Annotated in this window: 25 protein-coding genes; 9 read left to right on the plus strand and 16 right to left on the minus strand. The window is 63.5% G+C overall.

From position 1 onward, the window contains the following. Positions 1–220 precede the first annotated feature (220 nt). On the plus strand, positions 221–1,693 hold the full coding sequence (gene glpK, locus BLV27_RS09485; RefSeq protein WP_092645588.1) for a glycerol kinase GlpK: 1,473 nt from the start codon (positions 221–223) through the stop codon (positions 1,691–1,693). A gap of 12 nt (positions 1,694–1,705) precedes the next feature. Here glpK and BLV27_RS09490 read toward each other — a convergent pair whose 3' ends face one another. The 3 genes from BLV27_RS09490 to BLV27_RS09500 are packed head-to-tail and all read right to left on the minus strand — an operon-like array spanning position 1,706 to position 4,422. Further along, positions 1,706–2,848: an alpha-hydroxy acid oxidase gene (locus tag BLV27_RS09490; protein ID WP_092645302.1), complete on the minus strand. Its 1,143-nt coding sequence runs from the start codon at positions 2,846–2,848 to the stop codon at positions 1,706–1,708. Positions 2,849–2,903: 55 nt separating this feature from the next. Continuing rightward, complete coding sequence (locus BLV27_RS09495; protein ID WP_170831407.1) at positions 2,904–3,431, minus strand: GNAT family N-acetyltransferase; 528 nt, start codon at positions 3,429–3,431, stop codon at positions 2,904–2,906. A gap of 4 nt (positions 3,432–3,435) precedes the next feature. Then, positions 3,436–4,422 (minus strand): NAD(P)H-quinone oxidoreductase, encoded by a 987-nt coding sequence (locus BLV27_RS09500; RefSeq protein ID WP_092645306.1) that lies wholly within the window; start codon positions 4,420–4,422, stop codon positions 3,436–3,438. 409 nt (positions 4,423–4,831) lie between these two features. Here BLV27_RS09500 and BLV27_RS20200 point away from each other — a divergent pair, with 409 nt between their 5' ends. Continuing rightward, on the plus strand, positions 4,832–5,191 hold the full coding sequence (locus tag BLV27_RS20200) for a GFA family protein (protein ID WP_092645310.1): 360 nt from the start codon (positions 4,832–4,834) through the stop codon (positions 5,189–5,191). A 255-nt stretch (positions 5,192–5,446) separates the two neighbouring features. Then, complete coding sequence (locus tag BLV27_RS09515) at positions 5,447–5,935, plus strand: GFA family protein (RefSeq protein WP_092645312.1); 489 nt, start codon at positions 5,447–5,449, stop codon at positions 5,933–5,935. A gap of 18 nt (positions 5,936–5,953) precedes the next feature. On the opposite strand, the gene bluB is transcribed toward BLV27_RS09515, so the two are convergent. Next, positions 5,954–6,625: a 5,6-dimethylbenzimidazole synthase gene (gene bluB / locus BLV27_RS09520; RefSeq protein WP_092645314.1), complete on the minus strand. Its 672-nt coding sequence runs from the start codon at positions 6,623–6,625 to the stop codon at positions 5,954–5,956. 41 nt (positions 6,626–6,666) lie between these two features. Next, a complete protein-coding gene (locus BLV27_RS09525) occupies positions 6,667–7,353 on the minus strand; it encodes a COQ9 family protein (protein WP_092645316.1) in 687 nt (228 codons plus the stop codon). Positions 7,354–7,473: 120 nt separating this feature from the next. On the opposite strand from BLV27_RS09525, the gene rpsU reads away from it, so the two are divergent. Next, the gene (gene rpsU, locus BLV27_RS09530) at positions 7,474–7,680 is read left to right on the plus strand and encodes a 30S ribosomal protein S21 (RefSeq protein WP_055082236.1); all 207 of its coding nucleotides are present in this window, start codon (positions 7,474–7,476) and stop codon (positions 7,678–7,680) included. 305 nt (positions 7,681–7,985) lie between these two features. On the opposite strand, the gene BLV27_RS09535 is transcribed toward rpsU, so the two are convergent. The 5 genes from BLV27_RS09535 to BLV27_RS09555 all read right to left on the minus strand — a co-directional run bounded on the left by BLV27_RS09535 (position 7,986) and on the right by BLV27_RS09555 (position 12,156). Beyond that, a complete protein-coding gene (locus tag BLV27_RS09535) occupies positions 7,986–8,612 on the minus strand; it encodes a hypothetical protein (RefSeq protein WP_211605499.1) in 627 nt (208 codons plus the stop codon). 5 nt (positions 8,613–8,617) lie between these two features. Then, positions 8,618–8,755 (minus strand): aa3-type cytochrome c oxidase subunit IV, encoded by a 138-nt coding sequence (locus BLV27_RS09540; RefSeq protein ID WP_092645318.1) that lies wholly within the window; start codon positions 8,753–8,755, stop codon positions 8,618–8,620. 61 nt (positions 8,756–8,816) lie between these two features. Continuing rightward, positions 8,817–9,320 carry a DUF6173 family protein gene (locus BLV27_RS09545; RefSeq protein WP_092645320.1) on the minus strand — a complete coding sequence of 168 codons (504 nt, stop codon included), beginning with the start codon at positions 9,318–9,320 and terminating at the stop codon, positions 8,817–8,819. A gap of 48 nt (positions 9,321–9,368) precedes the next feature. After that, entirely contained in the window at positions 9,369–10,421 is a 1,053-nt protein-coding gene (locus tag BLV27_RS09550) for an MBL fold metallo-hydrolase (protein ID WP_092645322.1), read from the minus strand. A 64-nt stretch (positions 10,422–10,485) separates the two neighbouring features. Then, positions 10,486–12,156, minus strand: a complete 1,671-nt coding sequence (locus BLV27_RS09555) for an acyl-CoA dehydrogenase (RefSeq protein WP_092645324.1) — start codon at positions 12,154–12,156, stop codon at positions 10,486–10,488. A 73-nt stretch (positions 12,157–12,229) separates the two neighbouring features. Here BLV27_RS09555 and BLV27_RS09560 point away from each other — a divergent pair, with 73 nt between their 5' ends. Together BLV27_RS09560 and BLV27_RS09565 are read left to right on the plus strand one after the other, a co-directional pair. After that, the gene (locus tag BLV27_RS09560; protein WP_092645326.1) at positions 12,230–13,198 is read left to right on the plus strand and encodes an L-threonylcarbamoyladenylate synthase; all 969 of its coding nucleotides are present in this window, start codon (positions 12,230–12,232) and stop codon (positions 13,196–13,198) included. Between the two features lie 52 nt (positions 13,199–13,250). Continuing rightward, on the plus strand, positions 13,251–14,060 hold the full coding sequence (locus BLV27_RS09565; protein WP_092645328.1) for a protein-disulfide reductase DsbD domain-containing protein: 810 nt from the start codon (positions 13,251–13,253) through the stop codon (positions 14,058–14,060). A 359-nt stretch (positions 14,061–14,419) separates the two neighbouring features. Here the strand turns inward: BLV27_RS09565 and BLV27_RS09570 are convergent, their stop codons facing one another. From BLV27_RS09570 to BLV27_RS19705, 6 genes are all read right to left on the minus strand, one after another. Beyond that, the gene (locus BLV27_RS09570) at positions 14,420–14,884 is read right to left on the minus strand and encodes an NUDIX hydrolase (RefSeq protein WP_092645330.1); all 465 of its coding nucleotides are present in this window, start codon (positions 14,882–14,884) and stop codon (positions 14,420–14,422) included. 81 nt (positions 14,885–14,965) lie between these two features. Further along, positions 14,966–15,637 carry a phosphoglycolate phosphatase gene (gene gph / locus BLV27_RS09575; protein WP_170831408.1) on the minus strand — a complete coding sequence of 224 codons (672 nt, stop codon included), beginning with the start codon at positions 15,635–15,637 and terminating at the stop codon, positions 14,966–14,968. Next, a complete protein-coding gene (locus BLV27_RS09580) occupies positions 15,628–16,155 on the minus strand; it encodes a hypothetical protein (protein ID WP_092645335.1) in 528 nt (175 codons plus the stop codon). The genes gph and BLV27_RS09580 overlap by 10 nt, the downstream gene beginning before the upstream one ends. Continuing rightward, positions 16,152–18,386, minus strand: coding sequence for a xanthine dehydrogenase family protein molybdopterin-binding subunit (locus BLV27_RS09585; RefSeq protein ID WP_092645337.1), 2,235 nt, complete (start codon positions 18,384–18,386; stop codon positions 16,152–16,154). The genes BLV27_RS09580 and BLV27_RS09585 overlap by 4 nt, the downstream gene beginning before the upstream one ends. Continuing rightward, a complete protein-coding gene (locus BLV27_RS09590) occupies positions 18,386–18,844 on the minus strand; it encodes a (2Fe-2S)-binding protein (protein WP_092645590.1) in 459 nt (152 codons plus the stop codon). The genes BLV27_RS09585 and BLV27_RS09590 overlap by 1 nt, the downstream gene beginning before the upstream one ends. Positions 18,845–19,158: 314 nt before the next feature. Further along, positions 19,159–19,554: a methyltransferase family protein gene (locus tag BLV27_RS19705; RefSeq protein ID WP_244504611.1), complete on the minus strand. Its 396-nt coding sequence runs from the start codon at positions 19,552–19,554 to the stop codon at positions 19,159–19,161. 111 nt (positions 19,555–19,665) lie between these two features. Here BLV27_RS19705 and BLV27_RS09600 point away from each other — a divergent pair, with 111 nt between their 5' ends. From BLV27_RS09600 to glpD, 3 genes are all read left to right on the plus strand, one after another. Further along, on the plus strand, positions 19,666–20,463 hold the full coding sequence (locus BLV27_RS09600; RefSeq protein WP_092645592.1) for a phytanoyl-CoA dioxygenase family protein: 798 nt from the start codon (positions 19,666–19,668) through the stop codon (positions 20,461–20,463). Beyond that, the gene (locus BLV27_RS09605; RefSeq protein ID WP_092645339.1) at positions 20,460–21,284 is read left to right on the plus strand and encodes a bifunctional allantoicase/(S)-ureidoglycine aminohydrolase; all 825 of its coding nucleotides are present in this window, start codon (positions 20,460–20,462) and stop codon (positions 21,282–21,284) included. The genes BLV27_RS09600 and BLV27_RS09605 overlap by 4 nt, the downstream gene beginning before the upstream one ends. Before the next feature lie 158 nt (positions 21,285–21,442). Continuing rightward, entirely contained in the window at positions 21,443–22,996 is a 1,554-nt protein-coding gene (gene glpD / locus BLV27_RS09610) for a glycerol-3-phosphate dehydrogenase (protein ID WP_092645341.1), read from the plus strand. Positions 22,997–23,133 lie beyond the last annotated feature (137 nt).

Genomic DNA, 23,133 nt, shown 5'->3' on the forward strand with positions numbered 1-23,133 from the left:
AGGGGGAAATTGTAACAATTCCCTCCTTCTCCGTTTCGGAAACACTCTGGGGGTGCGTGGGCAAAGACCCCGTCAGGGCGCGATTCAGGAATCGGTGGCTTTCGCCATATGCGGGGCTGCGGCATGTGAAACCGAACGAAAGCGAACCAATGCGAACGCGCCGACCTTGCTCCGCGCGGCGTCCTCCGGCAAAAACGGCCAAAGTCAGGGAGGCTTCGACATGACCTATATTCTCGCTATCGACCAAGGCACCACGTCCAGCCGCGCAATCCTGTTTGATGCGGACCTGAAGATCGCAGCCACAGCGCAGCAGGAATTCACGCAGCATTTCCCGGACTCCGGCTGGGTTGAGCACGACGTTGACGACCTGTGGAACAGCGTTCAGCAGACGTGCCGGACCGTACTGGACAAGCAGGGTATCACCGCGACCGACGTGGCGGGGATCGGGATCACCAACCAGCGCGAAACGACCGTTGTTTGGGACCGCGAGACAGGCACGCCGGTGCATCGCGCCATCGTTTGGCAAGACCGCCGCACCGCCGCCTATTGCCGCGAGATGAAGTCACACGAGCCAATGGTCACCGCGCGCACCGGTTTGCTGATGGATCCCTATTTCTCCTCGACCAAGCTGCGCTGGATCCTGGAGAACGTGGATGGTGCGCGCGCCAAGGCGGAGGCGGGCAAGCTGCTGTTCGGGACTGTTGACAGCTACCTCATCTGGAAACTGACGGGCGGCCAGCGCCATGTCACCGATGCGACGAACGCGGCGCGCACGATGCTCTACAATATCCACGAGGGACGGTGGGACGCCGAGATATGCAAGCTGCTGAACGTTCCCATGGATATGCTGCCCGAAGTGCTGGACTGCGCGGCCGACTTTGGCACGACCGATCTTCTGGGTGGGCAAACCCCTATTCTGGGCGTCGCGGGTGACCAGCAGGCGGCGACCGTGGGGCAGGCTTGCTTCGGCAAGGGCATGCTCAAATCCACCTATGGCACTGGATGTTTTGCGCTTCTGAATACGGGCGATACGCCGGTCACGTCCACCCATCGCCTTCTGGGTACGATCGCCTATCAGTTGGACGGCAAGCCGACCTATGCGCTGGAAGGGTCGATCTTCATCGCGGGGGCTGTGGTGCAATGGCTACGCGACGGTCTGGGCATCATTGGTCAGGCCTCCGACACGCAACCGCTTGCAGACAAGGCGGACCCGCAACAGCGACTTTATCTTGTGCCCGCCTTCACTGGCCTTGGCGCGCCGCATTGGGATCCCGACGCGCGCGGCGCGATCTTCGGCCTGACGCGTGGCTCCGGCCCGGCAGAATTCGCGCGTGCGGCACTGGAATCCGTCGGATACCAGACGCGCGACTTGCTGGAGGCGATGAAGGCTGATGTCGGGGACTTGGGAAAGACCGTCCTTCGGGTCGATGGCGGGATGAGCGCATCCGATTGGTCCATGCAGTTTCTGTCCGACATCCTGGGCGCGCCGGTCGACCGGCCCGAAGTGCTCGAAACGACGGCCTTGGGTGCGGCGTGGCTGGCGGGCATGCGCGCCGGCGTCTATCCCGATCAGGCGGGATTTGCCGAGATGTGGGCCTTGGAAAAGCGGTTCGAGCCGAAGATGTCCGAGGACGAGCGCGCCACTCGCTATGCCGGATGGCAGGACGCGGTCAGTCGTACCCTGACGCGCTGACGTCCGCGTTTCCTAGTTGGTGACGAGCCGCCCTTTCAAGTCATCCAGCGACGATGCCCCGATCTGGGTCATGTTCGCCACCATGTCCGCCGTCAGGATGTGGTGCAGGTGGTCGATCCCTCTGGGCCCTAACGCGGCGAGCGCGAAGTACCACGCCTTACCGAGGAAAACGAAATCCGCCCCGACGGCCAGCGCCCGCAGGATGTCGAGGCCGCCCTCGATGCCCGAACAATAGTAGACCGGCACACGCCCCGCCACACGCTCCGCCACCGGCTTCAAGGCGTCCAGCGCCGCGGGCCCTCCCTCGAACTGGCGGCCCGAGTGGTTGGACACCCAGATCGCGTCAACGCCCATGCCGATCAGCCGTTCTGCGTCTTTGGGGTCCTGTACGCCTTTGATAACTAGAGGACCGTCCCATTCGCCGCGGATTTCTTCAATATAGGACCAGTCGGGAAACCCCCGGATCAATCGGCCCGCATGTGTGAAGGCGTCGGCCCCGGTCCTGCCTTTTGTATAGCTGTTCGGGAAGACCATTTCGGGCTTGCCCTTCTTCGCCATGCCCATCGCCCAGGCGGGCGACGCGATGATCGACGCGACGATGCTGGGCGTCATCACCGGGGGCATCGACACGTGGGCGCGCCGCTGGCGTTCACGGCGGCTCTCGCCCGGAACATCCACCGTGACGACCAGCACGCGCCAACCGGATGCCTTGATCCGGGCCAGCATGTCGCGACGGATCTCGGGGTCATTGACGGGATAATGCTGATACCACCCCAGATCTCCGACGATTGGCCCGGTGTCTTCGGGGGTGGCGGCGGCGACCGTGCTTTGGCCGTAAGGCATGCGCAGGCGTGCGGCCCCCTCGGCCATCAGACGTTCGGCGTCGGGCCAGAGTACGCCGGCCATGCCGATCGGTGCGACACCGAAGGGGGCCGGGTTCGTATAGTCCAGCGTCGCGCGGCTCAGGTCTGGAGCGATCTCGCCCTGAAGGATAGCAGGGTGGAATTGCACGCCGTCCAATGCGGCGCGGTTCTGGCGCACCCCCATTTCGCGGCCTGTCCCGCTGTCTAGGTATTCGAACGCGAAATGCGGCATACGGCGCTTGGCACGGGCGCGCAGATCGGAAAGGGCGGGGTGAGAAACATCGAGATCCATGTCCCGATCGTCGCATGCGACGCGGATGTGGGCCAGCCCGGATATCAGTCTTGATTCACGGTCGCCAAAGCAACGGATCGCACCACGGAGCAGGCAGATGTAGGGGGCCGTCCCCGAGAGCGGCGGCACCTTCCAGGCATCGGGATTGCCAGGCGGCGGCCCATTCCGAGGGCAGAGGGTAGGGCGGGACCACGCGATCCTCCGCCGCAAAACCGAAGCGTGCATAATAGCCCGGATCGCCCAGCACGAACACCTGTCGTACGCCGTCTGCGGTCAGCCGGGAAAAGGCATCCTGTACCAGCGCGGTACCAATGCCCCGCCCCTGATGCTCAGGGTCTACCGCCAAGGGGGCGAGCAACGTCCCGTCGCGGTCGCCCTGTCCCGTCCCGCAACGCGTGAACAGGATGTGCCCGAAGATGCGCGACGATGGGGCCGCGACCAACGACATCACCGGCCAATCACCGGCCAGTAGCGCGATTAAGGTGCCCGTCAGATCCTCCTCGGGGAAGGCCCGGGCATAAAGCGCCATTAGGCCGGGCAGGTCCGCCGGATCGGTCGGGCGAATGTCCGTAGAGGCGGTCATGGCATCATCGCACTCTGAGGACGATCTTGCCGATGTGATCACCAGCTTCCATCCGCATATGGGCCTTGGCGGCGTCGGCCAGATCGAAGACCTGATCCATGACCGGCCCGATGGTCCCAGCATCCAACAGCGGCCAGACCCTGTCCCGCAAAGATTGTGCGATGCGCGCCTTGGCCAGATCTGACTGGGGCCGCAGCGTCGATCCGGTCACCGTCAGGCGACGCACCATGACCTGTGCGAAATTTACCTCGGCCTTGGGTCCGGTCAGGAAGGCGATCTGCACCAGCCGTCCATCGTCGGCCAGCGCGCGCAGGTTGCGGTTGATGTAGTCGCCGCCGACCATGTCCAGGATCAGGTCCGCCCCGCCCGCGTCTGTCATGGTCTTTACCCAGTCGGTGTCGCGGTAATTGACCGCCTCGGCCCCCAAATCGGCGCAGACGGTTACCTTGCCGTCGGACCCGGCCGTGGCGAAGACGCGTGCGCCAAAGGTACGGGCCAGTTGGATTGCCGTGGTCCCGATACCCGACGTGCCGCCGTGAACGAGGAAGCGCTCGCCACCCTTCAGACCGCCCCGCTCGAACACGTTGGTCCAGACGGTGAAATACGTCTCGGGCAGGGCGGCAGCTTGCGCCATTTCCATGCCTTCGGGCACGCGCAGCGCATGGTCGGCGGGCGTAACCACATATTCCGCGTATCCGCCGCCTGGCAGCAGGGCGCAGACCTTGTCTCCCTCATGCCAGCGGCTCACGCCCGGGCCGGTGGCAACGACCGTGCCCGAGCATTCGAGGCCGGGCAGGTCGCTCGCCCCCTTCGGCGGGTCATAGGCCCCCGCACGTTGCAACGCGTCGGGCCGGTTCACCCCTGCATGATCGACCGCGATCAGGATCTGGCCGGGACCGGGCACAGGCACGGGGCGGGTCGTTTCCGTAAGCACGTCGGGGCCGCCGGGGCTCGATATCTCGATCGCGCGCATCGTGTCGGGGAGGGTCATCGCGGTCTCCTGCTGCATGCAAGACAGCTAGCAGGCCGGGATGGGAAAGGGCCAGTGCAGAAGGGCAGCTTAAATGAACTCCACAAGGAGCCGGATCTCCAGGCCGTGGGCTGGTGGGCCATGCGGTTGCGGCTGATTGATCTGATCTGCGCGGAGCGGTACGCCTATGGGACGCTGCTCCGACTGGCGGCATGGGACCCAAAAACACCAATGCTCAGGACCGCACGACTGTCGGCTGTGGGCGGTTTAGGCATCTCAACCGGCGCTCTCAAGTTGGCGTCTGATCGCAGGTCTAGTTACCCTGCCACAATCTGACGCTACGCAGGCATCGAGAGGAAGAATTGATGAACGATCTTACAGGGCGATGCTTTTGCGGCGCAGTCCACTGGAGGTCGGCACCTAGCATTCTGTGGCCGCGCTTTGTCATTGTGAGGATTGCAGGCGTGCAGCCTCTTCAGACTATGTGAGTTGGCTCGGGGTCAAGCGACAAACAATCGAATGGTCAGGCCCGCGAAAAGTATATCGCTCGTCAGCGCGAGTTGAACGAAGCTATTGTGGTGAATGTGGTTCCCCTTTGTCCTTCGAACCCGAGGTTTTTGCCGATGAAACCCATCTCTATGCCGCAACTCTAGATACTCCAGAAGTCTATCAGCCAACCGCGCATATTTTTTGGTCAGAACGTCTTCCTTGGACTTGCGCAGGTGACAGTCTGCCCACCCATGAAAAAGGGCTGCAAGACGCCGCTGCGAAAGGCTCGAAACTTCTGTAGCAGTGCTTTGGTCTGTAGATACAAGCCGACAACGCTCAAGACAAAGATCTAGATGGTGCCGTTGGATAGAAGAAACTAGGGGTCGATTTCGTCCGCATTGCGCGCCCTCTACACAGCCCCCCGGTCCCCCAAACAACCACCTGCTACCTTCTTGATCGGCCATTCCGATGCGTGGGGAGCGCTTGGTTTCGGAGGTGTTTGATCAATCCACGCAAGGGAGTAACAGTGCCCTATGTGATGCCCGGAGGTGCGACGATGAAAAATGCCCAAGGTGGCTGCTTGTGCGGCAACGTCAGATACGAAACGCGGGGTCAGCCTGTCAAGGTAACCCTTTGTCATTGCAGGTTTTGTCAGCGTGCGACCGGCGGTGCTTACTTGGTGGAGCCGATCTTCGAGGCGCAGGCCTTCCGTCTGACGAAAGGCGTACCGAAGACATATACTCATGTCTCGGGAGGCAGCGGGAAAGAGGTTTTCGTCCATTTCTGCGACACCTGCGGAACAAAACTGTTCCTGCAGTTTGAACGCTTCGCCGATGCCGTAGGGGTCTACGGCGGGACATTCGATGATCCGAATTGGTTCGAACTGACGCCCGAGAACTCCAAGCACATCTTTCTAGGTGTGGCGCAGAGGGGCACGGTCATCCCGGCGCGCGTCGATACCTACAGCGAACACGCCTTCCGGACCGATGGAACACCAATCGCGCCGACTGTGTTTGATGCCCCACATGTCATTGAAAAGGAATAAGCCGGTGATCACCGAGGCCTAGTGTTGCCCCCAGCGATCCGTAAATATCAGATCGTCCAGCGGCAGGCGGTTGGCCCAGCCCTTGACCTGCAATTCGGGTTCCGTGTGAAGTTCCGCCACGTGGCCAATGCAAAGATAAGCCACCGGGACCACATGATCGGGCAACCCGAAGATGCCGCGCAGGTCCGCGTCGGTGACGATGCTTACCCAGCCAACCCCGACACCCTCGGCCCGCGCGGCAAGCCAGAGGTTCTGAACCGCGCAGACGGTCGAATGCAGGTCCATGTCGGGCGCATGCGTCCGGCCCAGCCCGGTGGCACCGTCGCGCGTGCGGTCGCAGGTGATCAGCAGGTTCACCGGAGCCTGTTCGATGCCCTGCAGCTTGAGCGAGGAGTAAAGCGCGCGTCTCTCGGCCGGAAACATTGCAGCCGCTTCCTCGTTGGCGCGGCTGAAGGCCTGCGCGACCTGCGCCTTTACGGACGGGTCGCGGATGACGACGAAATTCCAGGGCTGCATCAACCCGACAGATGGTGCGTGATGCGCGGCCGTCAGCAGGCGACGCAGAACATCGTCGGAAACCGGGTCGGGTAAGAATTGGCTGCGTACGTCACGCCGCGTCTTGATCGCGCGGTAGACGGCGTCGCGCTCGGGCGCGGAAAACGGGCCGGCGGGGGCGAGTGTGTCGGTCATGCCTAGGGGGTAGGCGGGTCAGGCCCTTGTCGCAAGTCTCCTCAGGAAGGATCGCGCCAGTGACCCGGCAAGTCCGACCGAGCGCCGCGTACAGGTGCCTTGATCCGGTCAAGGATCATGTTCGGCCCTGCCATCAGCCGCGACAGGACCGGGGACTTGCGGACTTGGCCCTTCACCTTCTCGATCTGCATGACGTTATCGATGCGCCGATCCAGAAAGTCCCACGTCTCCCGGTAGCCGTCCGAGGTGTCGCCCAGCCAATAAAGCACTGTCGCCGAATAGACGCCCGACAGCGTGCCGCGCTTGGTGTACCAGTTCACGTCGTCCGAGGTGTCGCCAAGCACATCCCAGATAGCGTCGGATGTCCCCCAAAGCGCACGCAACCCGTCGGCGGCGTGCATCGGCAGCGCAAAAAGCGTCACGCCTCGCCGAACGGCCTCGCGGTTCTCGCTGGCGATTTCGATCCGGGTGCGCACGGCATGAGCCACCCGGTCGCGGAACCGCATCTCCGACAGGTCCTGTCCGCGAATCTGTGCGACCATCCTGTCGTCGCCCCGCGAATGAAAGGCGAAGGCGAGGTCCAGCGCACCGCGCGGGCAAGCGGCGCGGCCCTGCGCGGGCGTGACCTGCGCATCTTCAATCGCGGCGCGGAAAGTGGCTTCGGACCATCCGTCAAAAGCCACGTGGGGCAGCGCGGCGTCCAGCAAGCGGTCTTTCAGGTCGTTCATGTCGCGCTCCGTGTTGGGGTCTCAGCGGGTGCTGGACAACATAGGGCCACGCTCCTATATGACCATCTCCTGCACGGATTTATCCGACCCACTCAAACTTAGAAAGGTGGTGAAAACCACATGCAGGTTAGCGTTCGCGATAACAACGTCGATCAGGCCCTCCGGGCTCTGAAGAAGAAGTTGCAGCGCGAGGGTGTCTTCCGTGAAATGAAGCTCAAGCAACATTTCGAGAAGCCCTCCGAGAAGAAAGCACGCCAGAAGGCCGAGGCCGTCCGCCGTGCTCGTAAGCTCGCTCGCAAGAAGGCTCAGCGCGAAGGGATGATGTAAGTCGCCCCACTGCCAAGCCGCAGAATAGACCCCCGGATGCCGCAAGCGTCCGGGGGTTTTTCATTCTGCGGCCTGCAATCGCAGCGCGCCGGTGCCTGTTCGATCGGTCGATCAGCCGTGGGGTGGTTTCGTCGGCTGCAGTCCGTCTTGCAGCGGCAGGATGATCAAAACACGGTCGCGCCGCAGATGAAAAATCGTTTCGATGTTGATCGGAACGCGGATGAATGGCTTTGGAAAACCTGCATCCATTGGCTGGGATCATGGCTCTGAATGCGTGCTCGTGCCAAGGCGATGCGGGACGCCGTTTATCCCTGAGTCGTCTCGAAACCGTCGTCGGTGATTCGCGCCACCGCCGGTCGCTCGGGCGAATGGGGGTCGACGGTATCGTCGAAGACTTTTTCTTCACGCACGCCCGGGACGGCTGAGAAATCCCGCATGATCTTGTCTGGATACCAGCGGCGATTGACTTGGTTAAAGCCAAGATCCCGCAAGATGCCCGAGACGACCTGCCCGCAGGTCGCCTTGCTTGCGGGACCATGTGACTGGACCATCTGTAGCGCCTGCTCGGCCACGTCCGGCGAAACCACGATCTCCTGGCTGACCATGTGATAGGTCGGGCGCGCGTGATAATCGATGTAGAACTCAAGCATGGTCGGCGTGATGCCAAAGATCACGTCACCACGTTCAGGCGCGGTCGGGTGGTGCCAGGTTCCGGCAGGATCAAAGATCACCCGCTGGCTTCCGGAAATCATCAACGCGGAATGCCCCCCCGCGCCCGAGCGATTGTTGATCGCCGTCAGCAACGTTAGCGTCGTTGGCCCATCGGCCCGATATGCGCGCCGGTCCACTTCCGCCAACGGCGCATAGACGTTGTCCGCCCCGCAGGCCGCCAGCAGCGGCAACAGGAGCATCAGGGCAATTGCGCGAACCATGGCGATCAGGTCCGGAAGATAGCCAGGAAGATCAGGAGGCCGATGATCGCGATCACGGTCCATTTGGTGAAAGTCATGAAGCCGGCAAATGTCTTTTCCTGCTCAGTCGTGTCCATGCTTCCGGGCTTATGTTCCTCGGCCATGTAGCGTTCCTTTGGTCGAATAGAATGATCGATGCCCGTTTAGCGGATGCGCGGGGCGGTGTCACGATGCCGTGTTCGCCTCATTTACGGGTAAGTTATCGTCGCGTGGTTCGGCCTTGGGCGCATCTGCGGCCTCCAACGCGCGGGCCAGTCGAAATCCGATGCGCTCGGCCACCTCCTGACTGGGGGACTTTGCAACGGCGCGGAGCATGACGTTCAGTTGGCTCACGTGCTGGATCGCCTGCATTGCCTCGCCATTTTCGTTCGTACCCGAAAACGTGACCAGATCGGGCGCGCTGAAGCCGATGCCCTGAATGCGCAGAACACCGGACGGACCGCCGGCAAAGCCCATACCCGTTACGTGATCATCATCAAGGCTGTCTTCAAAAGCTTTCAATTGAAGGATCACGCGCTGGAACGCCCATTCAGCCGGGCTCTTATCTTTGTTGCGGCTTACGGAGGCAGGCACCGGCACAGCATGGTCGCGCCCGTCGGCGCGCAAGTCGGCGCAGCGGTGCAGGGCGGCGGCCTCCATGGCATCAGCGGTCGTGTTGGGTTCGTTCATAACGCATACCATGGGGTCAGAAGCCGTTCAGCACAACTCAACAACGCGTCAGATCGCGTGCCATATCCAGACGCCGTCGTCCCGTGTTGTGCGCCGCGCGCGCCCCGTCAGGTGCAAATGTTGCAGATGGGCGATGGCCTCGAAGAAGGCCAGGCCATAAAGGCTCTCGCCGATCGTGCGCTTGAAAAGCGGGGCAAAACACTCGCCGCCGGTTCGTGGCTCCGCCAGATGGGCGTGCAGACGATCCAGCGCGGTGACGTGGTTCTGTCGCAGACTGGCCATGCGTGACGGCAGCCCGCGATATGGCAGTTTGTGCCCGGGCAGGACCAGGTGGCCGGGCCGTGCCAGCGGGGAGAGCCGGTCGCATGCGGCCAGCCAGTCGCCGATGGGGTCGGCGTTCGCCTCGGTCGGATAAAGACCCAGGTTCGGGGAAATCCCGGGCAGCAGTTGGTCGCCGCCCAGCACCAGGTCGCCGTCCACCTCATACAGCACCGCATGTTCCACCGCGTGCCCGTCGCCCCGCGCAACCTGCCAGCTACGACCGCCCAGAGTGACCTCCTGCCCCTCCTGAATCCGGGTGTAACCGACGGGCAGGGGGGCCACGATGTCGGAAAAATTGAAAGGTCGTTCCTGCGCGCGCCGGGCCAGGATTTCAGGGTCCATGCCCCACTGCCGGCAGAACTCCGACGTTTCGGGTGTCGGCAATGGTTGTTCGTCCAGCGTCAGCATCCGCGCCATCAGCCAGGCCGTCCGCGTCATCAAAAGCTCGACGCCTTGCCCTTGCAGCCATCCAGCCAGACCAACGTGATCGGGGTGATGATGCGTCACCAGAAGCCGAGTGATCGGCAAGCCGCCAAGTGGCCCTGCGCGCAGCCTGTCCAGAATCGCACGGGTCCGCTTGGTATCGAATCCTGTGTCCACCATGGCCCAGCCGTCAGCCTCCCGTAGAAAGAAGACGTTGACGTGGTCCAGCGCCATCGGCAGGGGCAGCCGCGCCCAAAGGACGCCTTCGGCTACCTCGATCGCGTCGCCTTCGGCGGGGGGCTCGGCCCATGGAAAGGTCAGTCCGACATTTCCGTCGGGCAGGTCACTATCTTTCATGCGGACCGTCCTTCCTCTTGCCGGAAATATCCCTGGGGGTGCGGCGGGGCTGGCCCCCTTGGCTTTAGGCTGCGATCACGTCCGTGGAAACCGCGTAAAGTTCCGCGGCACCGGTCCGAGCCTTGGCCATCTCGGCCAAGGCCTCGGGGATCATGCGCCCGGCGGCATAGGTCGCCAGCGGCGCGCGGGTCGGATCGGCCTTCGCCGCTTTCAGGTGGTAATACGCCCCCAAGATTCGGGCAAAGGCGTTCAGGTAAGACACCGCCCCGGCGAACCGGTCCTGCATGTCCTGATCCAGCATCCACTTTGTCAGGGTGCGAAGATGCGATGCGGCGGCGCGCAGGTCTTCGTTCCCGAAGCCCTCGATCTCGTCGATCAGGGCGAAGGCTGCGACACCGCCGTCCATCAACTTGCGCCCCACCAGGTCCATCGCCTGAATGCCATTGGTGCCTTCGTAAATCGCGGTGACACGGACGTCGCGCAGGTATTGCGCGGCACCTGTCTCCTCCACGAAGCCCATGCCGCCGTGCACCTGGATTCCGTCGCCGGCGACCTTGATGCCGGTGTCGGTGCCGAACGCTTTGGCAATGGGCGTCAGGAATGCACCACGCGCCTTCCAGGCTGCGTCTCCGGTCGCCTTGGCCATATCGAGCGCCACGGCACAATCAAGCGCAATGGCCCGGACAGCAAAGGTGTCGGCCTTCATGCCCAGCACCATACGGCGCACGTCGGCGTGCTCCAATATGGTCCCGTCGCCGCCGGGCGTCTTGCCTTGTTTGCGGTCCATGGCATAGCCAATGGCGTGCTGCATTGCGGCCTCGGCCACGGAAAGGCCCTGTACGCCCACACCAAGACGGGCATTGTTCATCATGGTGAACATCGCGGCCATGCCCTTGTGCGGCTCACCCACGAGCCAGCCGGTTGCACCATCGTACTGCATCACCGCCGTCGGGGAGCCGTGCAGGCCCAGCTTGTGCTCCAGGCTGACGACCTTCAGCGTGTTGGCCACGCCGGGGGTACCGTTTTCGTCCGGGATGCGCTTGGGCACCATGAACAGGCTGATGCCGCGCGTGCCTTCGGTCCCGTCGGGCAGGCGGGCAAGGACGAGGTGGCAGATGTTCTCGGAAAAATCGTTATCCCCCCAAGAGATATAGATTTTCTGACCCGTAACTGCATAGGTCCCGTCGCCATTGGGTTCGGCCTTGGTGCGCAGGGCACCGACGTCCGATCCGGCCTGCGCTTCGGTCAGGTTCATCGTGCCGCACCATTCGCCCGAGATAAGCTTGGGGATATAGGTCTTCTGGATTTCGGGGGAGGCATGGGCCTCCAGCGCCTCGATCTGGCCCTGGGTCATCAGGGGATTCAGCTGCAGCGACAGGCAGGCCGAGCCCATCATTTCATTCACTGCCATGGTTAGTGCGATGGGAAGGCCCATCCCGCCATGCTCCGGATCGGCCGACATGCCCAGCCATCCGCCTTCGGCGATGGCCGCGAATCCATCGGCAAATCCGGGCGACGTGCGAACCACGCCGTTCTCCAGTGTCGCGGGATTCAAGTCGCCCGCGCGATTGAGAGGGGCCAGGATGTCTTCGCACATCTTGCCAGCCTCTTTCAGGATTGCTTCGACCATGTCGGGCGTTGCCTCGGCAAAGCGGTCGGTGGCCGCGACGCGGTCGAACCCGACAACGTGATCGAGGACGAAACGCAATTCGGATACGGGTGCGCGATAGGGCATGTGAAACCTCCCATTTCAGGATCCAGACCTGTAGGGGTCCTTCTGTTATCCGGAACTTAGGGCGTGGACGGGCATGTCATCAACTGAAACACGACGTCACAGGGTGCAGGTTCTTGGCCCGCACCAGGTTGATGCGGCCGCTGAGACCCTGCGTGGGGGCGGACTTTTGGCTTTCCCGACCGAGACGGTCTATGGTTTGGGCGCTGATGCGACCAACGGTGAGGCAGTCGCCCGCATCTTTGCGGCCAAGGGGCGACCAAGCTTCAACCCGTTAATCGTGCACGTGGTGGACATCGCGGCAGCGGAAGAATTTGCCATGTTCGACGCCGCCGCGCGCGATCTGGCGATGCATTTCTGGCCCGGCCCTCTGACGCTGGTCTTGCCCCTGCGTAAGGGGCATCGGTTGTCGCCGCTGGTGACGGCAGGTCTGGACACGGTTGCGGTGCGTGTACCGGCGTCCCCGTTGGCGCGCGATTTGCTGGCGGCGGTCGGTGGGCCCGTGGCGGCCCCGTCGGCCAATCCATCTGGCCGCGTGTCGGCGACGCGGGCGGCGCATGTGGTCGACGGTCTGGGCGACCGGATCGACGGCGTGCTGGATGGCGGGCCTTGCGCGGTCGGGCTGGAATCGACGATTCTGCGGGCGACGCCCCTGGCGCTGCTGCGCGAAGGTGGGCTGGCGGCGGAAGAAATAAAGGCATTGCTGGGGCGCACCCTGCCGCGCGATGTCACGCCGGGCAAGGTTCAGGCCCCAGGGCAATTGTCGTCCCACTATGCCCCGGGACGGCCGGTTCGCATGGGCGTGACGGTTGCAGATCCGACGGCGGTGTTGCTGGGCTTCGGCGATATCGCGGGGGACCTGAACCTGTCTCCCACCGGCGATATGGTCGAGGCGGCGGCCAACCTCTTTGACCATTTTCACGCGATTGATGCGCTGGCCGCGTCGCTGGGTAAGGTCCGGATCGACGTGGCCCCCGTACCGGAAACCGGTCTGGGTCGCGCGATCAATGACCGGCTGCGCCGCGCGGCGGCCCCGCGCCCTTGATGCCGTACTTATGCCGTAGCCGTGATTTCCATTGGTCAGGATCATCGCCTAAATGATCCGGAAGATGCTGACATTCATTCGACTCCTGACATTTGCAGTGCTGCTTGGTGCCGTGGCCCCGGCGATGGCGCGCGCGCAGATCACCGATATGTCCCAGGTTATCTCGGTCGAAGTGTTGCCCGGCTGGCGGCGCGCTGACGGCACTCATGTCGCAGGTTTGAGGTTCAGTCTGAAACGCGGCTGGAAGACCTATTGGCGCAGTGCCGGGGCGGCCGGTATTTCGCCGCAGATGGATTGGCGCGGGTCGCGCAACGTCCGGTCGGTAACGCCGGCCTGGCCAACGCCGTCGGTTTTCCGGCAAGGCGATGCGCTGTCCATCGGGTACGACCGGGACTTTATTCTGCCGCTTCTGATCGCGGCGGGCAATGGACCGGCGGAACTGCGCGGGCGCGTGGATATCGGTGTCTGCGCCGACATCTGCTTGCCGGCCCAGGTTGATGTCGCCGCAGTCCTGAATATCGGCGGACAGGAGGATCCTGGCATTCGCGCTGCGCTCGCCGACCGTCCGCGCCGGGTCGAGGCGCGGGCGAGATGCCTGCTGCGCCCGATCGCCAACGGGTTCGCGATTACAGGTCAGATCGAGGTGCCGTCGCAGGGGCGCGCCGAAGCCGTCGTGTTTGAGATGCCCGACCCGGATGTCTGGGTGACGGACGCACGGGTGACCCGGCGCGGCGGTCGTATCGATGCCTCCGCGCAGATGTTGAAGTCGGGAAACCGGTCGTTCGGCATCGACCGCAGCCAGATGCGGATCACCGTCATCGGCAGCCGCGGCGCGGTCGAGGTGATGGGTTGCACGGGGTAAGCGATTGCTCCGAATTTGCGCAATTCCCCGCCGACGTGGTCATAATGTCGCGAGTTTCACATCTTTCACTTGAAGACCGGGGCAAGCCGTTCCACCTTACGTAGTAGGAAGAAGGAGAGTTGAGATGGCCGGAAAGCGGAGTGGCTTGCGCAAAGTGATCGACGCGGTGTCGGACCGTCTGTCTGAACTCCTTGGATCGTTGGCACCGCAACCCGATGCAATCCCGATCCCAGTACGTAACGATGAACGGCATCGTCGCCGTTAAAACTCAGTGATTGAAATGACAATTGCCGCGTCCCCACAGGCGCGGCTTTTTGTTGTGTGACGATCGACCGGGGACGGCGAGTCTCAAGGTTGGATCAGGAGGCGGCGCGACGCAGCATCGGACCGGCAACAGGCGTCTTCTTGGGCTTGACGATCAGCTGCGACAACATGTCGGCCAAGTCCGGCTCGTCGACCAGCTTGGCCGCCTCGGCGAGTGAGAACCACTTGCGCGTGCGCTGGCCCTTTTCCTTCCAATCGTTTTTCAGCTTTTCGACGATCATCGGATAGACACGCACGCGGCAAGGCAGCGGCGTGCCGTCGTCCATAATCTTGTCATAGCTGTACGTGCCGAAAACCTCTCGCGCGATGTGGCCCTTGGCCCCAGCCTCCTCCAACGCTTCGATGGCGGCGGCGGCCCATGGCTTCACGTCTTTCATGGTCCAGCCCTTAGGCACGATCCAACGACCCGTGCCGCGGGATGTGATCATCAGGACTTCAACTTCGTCTCTATCGTTCCAACGCAGTGGAAGCGCCGCAATCTGCTCTTTGGTTTTTTTCATTTCCGGCTCCTTGGCCCCCCAAGGTATCAGGCAGTGTGCCATATATGTGACTCGCGCGCAAATGAAGGGTCGGGCCGGGTCTCAGGAAAGTTCTTCGATTTGCTTCAAAGATGCAATTTCGGCCCAAGGCGCGAAATCGTCGATCGGCGTCAGCTGATATCCACCCTTGACGTGGACGTAAGCGACCCGCGCCGCCTGCGCGGTTTTCCAGTCGGTAACGGAGTCGCCGACGTAAATTGCCTGATCCGGCGTTGCACCCAGATCCGCGATCACCCGCAGGAGCGGGGCTGGATCGGGTTTGCGCACCGGCAGGCTGTCGCCCCCCAAAACGGCATCGAACGGGCCAAGGCTCATCGCCCGGAGGATCGCACGGGTCGGGGCGACGGGTTTGTTGGTGCAGAGCCCCAGTTTCAAACCGCGCGCGGCCAGGGCGCGCAGCCCATCTTTGGCCCCCGGATAGGCCGTCGTGCCGGTCATCGCGTATCGGTCATAATGTTCCATGAAGCGGGCGACAGCATCCGGGTGAGCCGCCGGCGCGACCCCGGCCCAGAGCAGCGATCGCTCGACCAGCTTGGGCACGCCGTTGCCAATAAAACCGATCACGGTCGGCAGGTCGGGCTGCGGCAAATTCTGCTCGGCCAGCATAGCGCAGGCGGCCAAACGCAGGCCGGGTGCGCTGTCGATAAGGGTGCCGTCGAGGTCGAACACGACGGCGCGGATGGGTAGCGTCGGGGCAAGGGGTGTCAACTGCACGGCGCACCTGCGTCGGCCCAGGCGAGGATCGCGGCGGCTGCTTTCTCCGGCGTGCCGGGCGCGGGTTGCCGCCCCGGACCCGGTTCCCATCCCCAGATGACCAAGGGATCGTGGACGATATGATCGGCGACTTCGTCAAGGGTGCGCCCGCCATTGCGCTCCGGATCCTTGAGTTGTTCGCAGATCTCGGTCGGCGTGCGCGTGGCCCATTGCATCTCGGGTGGGGGCAGGGCCCAGCCTTCGGCCCCCGGCGCGCTGCCCTCCAGAACCCCGTTTTGTTCGCTGTGGCAGGTGGAGCAGGGCAGCGTCTCTATCCCCATTCGGCTCTCTCCGGCCTGCACGTGGTACCCGTGGTGCCTGGTTCCGCCCGTGTCGGTCGACCACAACGGGATACCATCGGCACCCACATGGCAATTGGCGCAACGCGGATGCAAAAGGACGTCCGCGATCGGATCGAACGTCTGCGCGGTAGCGGACGCGCCGAGAGTCAGTGCGGTCAGAAGGATCAACCTGTTCATGCGAAGGTCACTGTCTTGGAAAAGGGCATTTCGCGCAGGCGGGTGCCCGTCGCGGCAAAGATGGCGTTGGCCAGTGCCGGGGCGGCGGGCGGCAAACCCGGCTCGCCCGCTCCACGGATCGTGTCAAGCGTTTCCAGTGCGCGCACTTTGATTTCAGGCGTCTGCCACAGTCGCATGCCCTCGTATTCGTGGTAGTTATTTTGCTGAATTGCTCGGTCTCGAAATGTGATCTGTGCATGCATCGCGTGACCAAGACCAAACAGTGCCCCGCCCGACAGTTGGCTCTCCAGGTTCACCGGGTCGAGCACGCGCCCCACGTCGGCCGCGATCCAGAGCTTGTCCAACTTTATGCCTGCGGGGGTATCCGAAACTTCGATGATCTGTGCGCAGGGCACGCCGAAGGCAAAGGTGAACGCGACGCCCCTGCCTGTCCCGTCGCCCAGCGGCCCGGTCCATGATGCCATTTCGGCCACGGTCGCCAGAACGTTGCGCGACGGGGCATGGTGGATCAGGCGCAACCGCTCCTCCACAGGGTCGGCCCCGGCTTGGGTGATCAACTCATCCAAGAACGTCTCGAAGAAGAACCCGTTGTGGGAAGCTCCGACGGACCGCCAGGATGATACCCCGACCCCGGCAGGCACGCGGTAACCGGTGATCCGCCGGTCGGGGATGGCATAGGGCGCGTCCCAGGCGGCTGCAACGATGGCCACGTCGGGCCCCGCAGCGGGCAGTCCCGTGCGGCCGATCTGGCTTTCGGTCACAGAATGGGCCGCGATCGACAGGTCCAGACTGCGCACCTGGCCCGCATCGGTCGTGCCGCGCCCGCGCGCGATTGCCATGGGGCGCAGGTATCCGTGGGTCATGTCCTGTTCACGGCTCAGCGTCAGGCGCACGGGCCGGCCCGTCACCTGCACGGCGATTTCGGCGGCCTGCTGGACCCAGAGGAAATCGAGCCGATGCCCGAAGCTGCCGCCCGACGGCTGGTTGTGGACCTTGACCGCCTCAGGGTCCTGGCCGGTGATCGCGGCCACGGCATCGCGTACGAAGATAGGCACCTGCGTGGCGGTCCAGACCTGCGTTTCCTCGGGCGTGTGGAGCACAGTGGCATTCGCCGGCTCCAACGGCGCGTGGTGCAGGAACGGCGCGCGGTATTCAGCGGTGAAGAGGTTGCCCGGCGCGTTATCCACGTCACCGTCGTCGGCAAATCGGCTGTCGCGCGCGTCGTCGGCGAAGGCGGCTGCATGGGCCTCCCACATCTCGTCCGAGGTGGCGGGGTGGCCGTCCAGGTCGCCCCACTCGATGTTGAGCGCGCGCGCGGCCTTCATCGCGCGCCAGGTGTTGTCGGCCAGAACGGCAAACCCGTCGGTAATTGGCACGATGTCCTCGACCCCGCGCATCTGGCGGGCAGCGGCGTCATCCATTGACACCACGCCCCCGCCCATCGCGGGGTTCGTGATGACGGTCGCATGGATCATGTTGTCCAGAACCAAATCTCCGCCATAGCGGAAGGTGCCGGTCGATTTTGCCACTATGTCGGTGCGCAGGAACGGTTTGCCCAGCCATTTCCAGTCTTCCGGAGCGCGTAAAGCGCTTTCGACCGGATCAAGCAAGGCGGCTTCCGCGGCCAGATCGGTGTAGGAGACCTCGTCCCCGTCCGGCAATATGACCGTGCCGTTCCGGGTGAGCAGCTCGGCGCGGGGCAGGGCGAAGCGGTTGGCGGCGGCTTGCTTCAGCGTCTCACGGGCGCTGGCCCCGGCGGCACGCAGGCGGTCATACATATCAGGTACGGTGGTGGAGCCGCCGGTGATGTTCAGGCCAAGGAACTTGCCCGCCGGGCCGCTTGCCGCGCGGCCGCTCCGCGAGACAAAACTCTCGTCCCAGGCGGCGAATGGCATCCCCTCGGCGGCAACCTTGCCATTGTAATAGGCCCCCGATGCTGGCCCGAAATCGGTGCGTACGGCCTGCGGATCGATATCCAGCTCCTCGGCTAGAAGATGGGTCTGGATCGACACCGCCCCCTGACCTACGTCTGACCGGGGCGTGATCAGCGTCACGCCGTCGCCGTCGATGATGACATAGGGGTTCAGGGTGTAGCTACCCTGAGGCAGGTCGGCCAAGAGCGGGTTATCCACTGGCTTGCGCCACGCATAGAAGCCGAAAGCGACGCCGCCCGCGACGGCGGCGGAGCCGATCAGGAACGTGCGGCGCGCGATTTTGCCCAAGGATGCCATTATGCCCCCTCCGCCTGAATGGCGCGGCGGATTGCGGCGCGGATGCGCGGGTAGCTGGCGCAGCGGCACAAGTTGCCGGACATCGCCGCGTCAATGTCCGCGTCGGTGGGCGTGGGGTTCAACGCCAGAAACGAGGCCGCCTGCATGATCTGACCCGACTGGCAGTAGCCACATTGTGCGACCTGCTCGTCGATCCAAGCCTGCTGGACCGGGTGGGTCGCGTCCGATGTGCCGAGGCCTTCAATCGTGGTGATCTCGGCCCCCTCGACCTCGCCCACGGTGATCTGGCAGGCGCGCACGGCAAGGCCATCCAGATGCACGGTGCAGGCCCCACAGGCGGCGATGCCGCAACCGTACTTTGGGCCGTGAATGCCAAGTACGTCCCGAAGAAGCCACAGCAGCGGCATGTCAGGCTCAATATCAAGCTCCCGCTCGGTTCCGTCCACAGTCAGTTTCATATGGGCCTCCGGTTCGTCGTTGGCTTTAAGGTACGCCTCCATTGGACTGGATCAAACCGGTCAGTCCAGTTCCGTTGGGGCAATCAGATCTACCAGAGCGCAAACGTTGGCCAGGCACCCAGTTCCTTGAAGAATTCCATGCCTTCCGCGAAAGGGATCAGGCTAAGGAAGATCAGCGCATCACGCAGGTTGCGACGCAGGGTGGTCACGTCGAATGTGACCGTCGGAGCGGTCGAGAACCGGCCCAAGGCGGGCAGAATGCGTGGAACCCGTGCCGCGTATTCGTCGTAGGCCTGTCCGAAGATCGCACGCAGTTACCGCTCCTCCTTTGCGGCAATGTCCGACAAGATCAGGAACACCGCACCGGTCAGCGCAACCGTCAGGATGATGCTTCCCAGCATCAGGCCAAAGCCCAGAACCGCCGTGGTCGATGCAAGATAGAGCGGATGACGGCAGACCGAATAGGGGCCGTCTTGCATGACGACGGCGTTCTTGTGGCCGCCGATATATAGAATCGACCAGACCCGCCCGAGAACTCCGGCGATGACGAGCAGTATACCGACCGACTCCAAGCCGTCCCGCAGGAATTCCCCGATCGGCGCGCCCGGCTCGGTGAAGATGATGAGGGGCAGACAGATCAGCATCGTCAGGCGCAGAAGCGCGATGCGGCGGAGTTGATCGGCGGGTTTGGTGGCGGTTGTGTCGGCCACTGCGGTCTCGTGCGTGAGGGCACTGTCGAACAACGGACTACAACCTAGCATAAGACTTTGGAAGCGTCCCGGAGACTGGACGTGGGTCTGCAGGTCGGGCAGGTATCCGGCATGGACCGTATCCCCACCGTACCCGCCCAGACAGCCGCCGATTTCGCCCGTGACGGGGCTGTGGTGTTGCGCGCGCTTTTTACCGATCACGTCGAGGCCCTTCGCGATGGGATCGCCCGGAACATGGCCGTGCCCGGCCCCCATGCTGCCGAAAACACGGTGGCGGGCGAGGCGGGGCGGTTCTTCGACGATTACGTCAACTGGTCGCGCATCCCGGAATTCGAAGCTGCCGCCCGCGATGCCTCTGTCGCCGGTGCTGCCGCCGCGCTTATGGGGGCGGATACGGTGCAACTTTTTCACGACCATGTGCTTGTGAAGGAGCCGGGCACGGCCCGGCCGACGCCCTGGCATCAGGACGGGCCTTATTACTTTGTCGGCGGGCGTCAAACGGTCAGTTTCTGGGTTCCGCTCGATCCCGTGCGCGACGCGACGCTACGCCTGGTTGCGGGCTCGCACCTTTGGGAAAAGCCGGTTTTACCGACGCGTTGGCTGTCTGAGCAGGCATTCTTTACCGGGGATTACCTGCCCGTGCCGGACCCGGACGCCGAAGGGATGCGCGTGCTGGAGTGGGAGATGGAGCCGGGCGATGCCGTGGCGTTCTCCTTCGACACGGTGCACGGGGCGCGGGGAAATACGGCGACGGGCCGGCGGCGCGCGTTCTCGCTGCGCTACGTGGGCGATGATGCCCGGTATGTCGAACGCCCCGGCCCCACCTCGCCGCCCTTTCCGGGGCACGGACATGCGCCGGGAGACCGGCTGCGCGAAGATTGGTTCCCGATTGTCTGGAGGACGACATGACCGAGAAACCCTGGGGCGGAGGGCTGCCCCCGCAAACCGCGCTAATGACCGGCCGCGCCGTCTTTACTGAGGCATATGCCGTGATCCCGCGCGGCTGTCAGACAGACATCGTGACGTCCTTCCTGCCGGGGTGGACAGGCATGCGGATGTGGCTTTTGGCGCGACCAATGTCGGGATTTTCCGAGACGTTTTCGCACTACCTTGTGGAGTTGGAGGCCGGGGGCGGAAGTGATGCACCCGAGGTGGACACGGCGGCGCAATCGATCCTCTATGTCGTGGATGGTACGCTGTCGCTGACGGTGGGAGGGGCAACGCACGCGATGGCCGCTGGCGGATACGCCTATGTTCCCGCCGGGTCGGACTGGTCGCTGACCACCGATAAGGGCGCGCGCTTTCACTGGATCCGCAAGCGATGGATCGGCGCACCGGGTATCGAGAAGCCCACGCCCCTCGTGACGAACGAAGCCGAGGTCGTTCCAACCCCGATGCCCGACACCGAGGGCCGCTGGGCCACCACGCGCTTCGTGGACCCGGCCGACCTGCGCCACGATTGCCACGTTACCATCGTCACCTTCGAGCCGGGCGGCCTGATCCCCTTCGAGGAGACGCATGTGATGGAGCATGGCCTGTTCGTTCTTGAGGGAAAGGCCGCCTACAGGCTCAACCGTGACTGGGTGGAGGTGGAGGCGGGCGATTACATGTGGCTGCGCGCCTTCTGCCCGCAGGCTTGCTATGCGGGCGGGCCGGGGCGGTTTCGATATCTGCTTTATAAAGACGTAAATCGCCATGCTGCATTGGGCGGTGTCTTGGGGCAGCGCTAGGGTCGCGCTTTGTACCTCGGTCTCCACCGGATCCGCGCCAATCGGTCGGAATTATGGGGCGTCGGCGTCTAGCGGGTTAGCCTGAATCGTGCTACGCGCAAAAAGGAACATTTAAATGTTCGATTGAGTTCGCTTTAGCGAAGGCGAGGGGGGAGACGATGCGAGAAACCTATGACCTGTTCATCATCGGTGGTGGCATAAACGGCTGCGGAATCGCGCGTGACGCGGTTGGCCGGGGTCTATCCGTGGGTCTGGCCGAGATGGGCGACCTTGCGGGTGCGACCTCCAGCTCCTCGACCAAGCTGTTCCATGGCGGGTTGCGATATCTAGAATATTGGGAAGTGCGCTTGGTGCGCGAGGCGCTTCGCGAGCGCGATATCCTGATCCGCAACATGCCGCACATCAGCTGGCCGCTTCGCTTCGTTCTTCCACTGTCGCCCGACATGCGGTTCGAGGGTGGTACGCCCACTTCGAAATTACTGGGCACAGTCATGCCGTGGCTGAAGGGGCGGCGGCCCGACTGGCTGATCCGGGCCGGTCTTGCCATGTATGACGGGCTGGCCAAATCGACGCTGCTGCCGGGTACGAAAACCATTTCGCTGGATGGCACCCCCGAGGGCGCGCCGTTGGAAGACAGGTTCCACAAGGCATTCGAGTATTCCGACGGCTGGGTCGAAGACTCCCGGCTTGTCGTGCTGAACGCGCGCGACGCAGCGAACCGGGGCGCGGACATCGCCGTGCGCACGCGCGTCGTTTCCGCCGAACGCGACGGCGACGAATGGTTGATCACGCTAGAGGGGGAGCGCACGGGTACCGTGCGCGCCAAGATGCTGGTGAACGCGGCCGGTCCATGGGTCGGCGATGTCATTCAAGGCGTCGTCCGGTCGAACGCCAAGGAGGGCGTAAGGCTGGTTCGCGGCTCGCACATCGTGACCAAGAAGCTGTTCGACCACGACAAATGCTATTTCTTCCAGGGAAAGGACGGGCGGATCATCTTCGCGATCCCCTATGAGTACGACTACACGCTGATCGGGACGACCGACGCCGAGCATCACGACGTTCACGCCAAGCCCGTATGCACCCCCGATGAGCAGCGTTATCTGCTCGACTTTGCAAACGGCTACTTCAAGCGCGATCTGACCGATGCCGATGTCGTCTGGACCTATTCGGGCGTCCGGCCACTGTACGACGACGGCGCGACATCGGCGACGGCAGCGACGCGCGACTATGTGCTGAAGGTCGATGCAACCGGCGCGCCGGTTCTCAACATCTTCGGCGGGAAGATCACGACATTCCGCAAGCTGGCGAATGCCGCGCTGGTCAAGATCGGGGATCATCTGACGATCACCGGCCCCTGGACCCACGACGCGCCTCTGCCGGGTGGCGATTTCCCCGTGGACGGCCAGCAGGCAGAGGTCGCCAAGTTGAAGGTGGCCTATCCTTTCCTGACGGATTGGTGGGCGCTGCGCCTTGTGCGGGCCTATGGAACGCAGGCGGCCGAGGTCTTGGGCGAAGCCAAAAGTGCGGCCGATCTGGGTCAGGACTTCGGTCACACCCTGACGGAATCGGAGGTCGTCTGGCAAATGGACCGCGAATGGGCACGTGCCGCCGAGGACGTCCTGTGGCGGCGCACCAAGCTTGGCCTGAGAATGGACGCAGCGCAGGTCGCGGCGCTGGACGGCTTCATGGCTGGACGAGCCGTCTCCGACTGACACCTGTTCTAGGCGATGGCATTAAGGCGCACCGCGCGTTCCGCATCGTGCGGAATCCGGCCTTTTGGCGAGATGTCGTGGGGATTCGGCTGCCTGATTTCCCGTTTTTTGGATGGCGCATAAACAGGCATGTCAGG

It is taken from the genome of Jannaschia faecimaris, assembly GCF_900107415.1.
GTDB lineage: Bacteria > Pseudomonadota > Alphaproteobacteria > Rhodobacterales > Rhodobacteraceae > Jannaschia > Jannaschia faecimaris.

Coding starts and splice junctions, on each gene's coding strand:
- glpK (WP_092645588.1), top strand. CDS start 221: ATGACCTATATTCTCGCTATCGACCAAGGCACCACGTCCAGCCGCGCA.
- BLV27_RS09490 (WP_092645302.1), bottom strand. CDS start 2,848: ATGGATCTCGATGTTTCTCACCCCGCCCTTTCCGATCTGCGCGCCCGT.
- BLV27_RS09495 (WP_170831407.1), bottom strand. CDS start 3,431: ATGACCGCCTCTACGGACATTCGCCCGACCGATCCGGCGGACCTGCCC.
- BLV27_RS09500 (WP_092645306.1), bottom strand. CDS start 4,422: ATGACCCTCCCCGACACGATGCGCGCGATCGAGATATCGAGCCCCGGC.
- BLV27_RS09515 (WP_092645312.1), top strand. CDS start 5,447: ATGAAAAATGCCCAAGGTGGCTGCTTGTGCGGCAACGTCAGATACGAA.
- bluB (WP_092645314.1), bottom strand. CDS start 6,625: ATGACCGACACACTCGCCCCCGCCGGCCCGTTTTCCGCGCCCGAGCGC.
- BLV27_RS09525 (WP_092645316.1), bottom strand. CDS start 7,353: ATGAACGACCTGAAAGACCGCTTGCTGGACGCCGCGCTGCCCCACGTG.
- rpsU (WP_055082236.1), top strand. CDS start 7,474: ATGCAGGTTAGCGTTCGCGATAACAACGTCGATCAGGCCCTCCGGGCT.
- BLV27_RS09535 (WP_211605499.1), bottom strand. CDS start 8,612: ATGGTTCGCGCAATTGCCCTGATGCTCCTGTTGCCGCTGCTGGCGGCC.
- BLV27_RS09540 (WP_092645318.1), bottom strand. CDS start 8,755: ATGGCCGAGGAACATAAGCCCGGAAGCATGGACACGACTGAGCAGGAA.
- BLV27_RS09545 (WP_092645320.1), bottom strand. CDS start 9,320: ATGAACGAACCCAACACGACCGCTGATGCCATGGAGGCCGCCGCCCTG.
- BLV27_RS09550 (WP_092645322.1), bottom strand. CDS start 10,421: ATGAAAGATAGTGACCTGCCCGACGGAAATGTCGGACTGACCTTTCCA.
- BLV27_RS09555 (WP_092645324.1), bottom strand. CDS start 12,156: ATGCCCTATCGCGCACCCGTATCCGAATTGCGTTTCGTCCTCGATCAC.
- BLV27_RS09560 (WP_092645326.1), top strand. CDS start 12,230: ATGTCATCAACTGAAACACGACGTCACAGGGTGCAGGTTCTTGGCCCG.
- BLV27_RS09565 (WP_092645328.1), top strand. CDS start 13,251: ATGATCCGGAAGATGCTGACATTCATTCGACTCCTGACATTTGCAGTG.
- BLV27_RS09570 (WP_092645330.1), bottom strand. CDS start 14,884: ATGAAAAAAACCAAAGAGCAGATTGCGGCGCTTCCACTGCGTTGGAAC.
- BLV27_RS09580 (WP_092645335.1), bottom strand. CDS start 16,155: ATGAACAGGTTGATCCTTCTGACCGCACTGACTCTCGGCGCGTCCGCT.
- BLV27_RS09585 (WP_092645337.1), bottom strand. CDS start 18,386: ATGGCATCCTTGGGCAAAATCGCGCGCCGCACGTTCCTGATCGGCTCC.
- BLV27_RS09590 (WP_092645590.1), bottom strand. CDS start 18,844: ATGAAACTGACTGTGGACGGAACCGAGCGGGAGCTTGATATTGAGCCT.
- BLV27_RS09600 (WP_092645592.1), top strand. CDS start 19,666: ATGGACCGTATCCCCACCGTACCCGCCCAGACAGCCGCCGATTTCGCC.
- BLV27_RS09605 (WP_092645339.1), top strand. CDS start 20,460: ATGACCGAGAAACCCTGGGGCGGAGGGCTGCCCCCGCAAACCGCGCTA.
- glpD (WP_092645341.1), top strand. CDS start 21,443: ATGCGAGAAACCTATGACCTGTTCATCATCGGTGGTGGCATAAACGGC.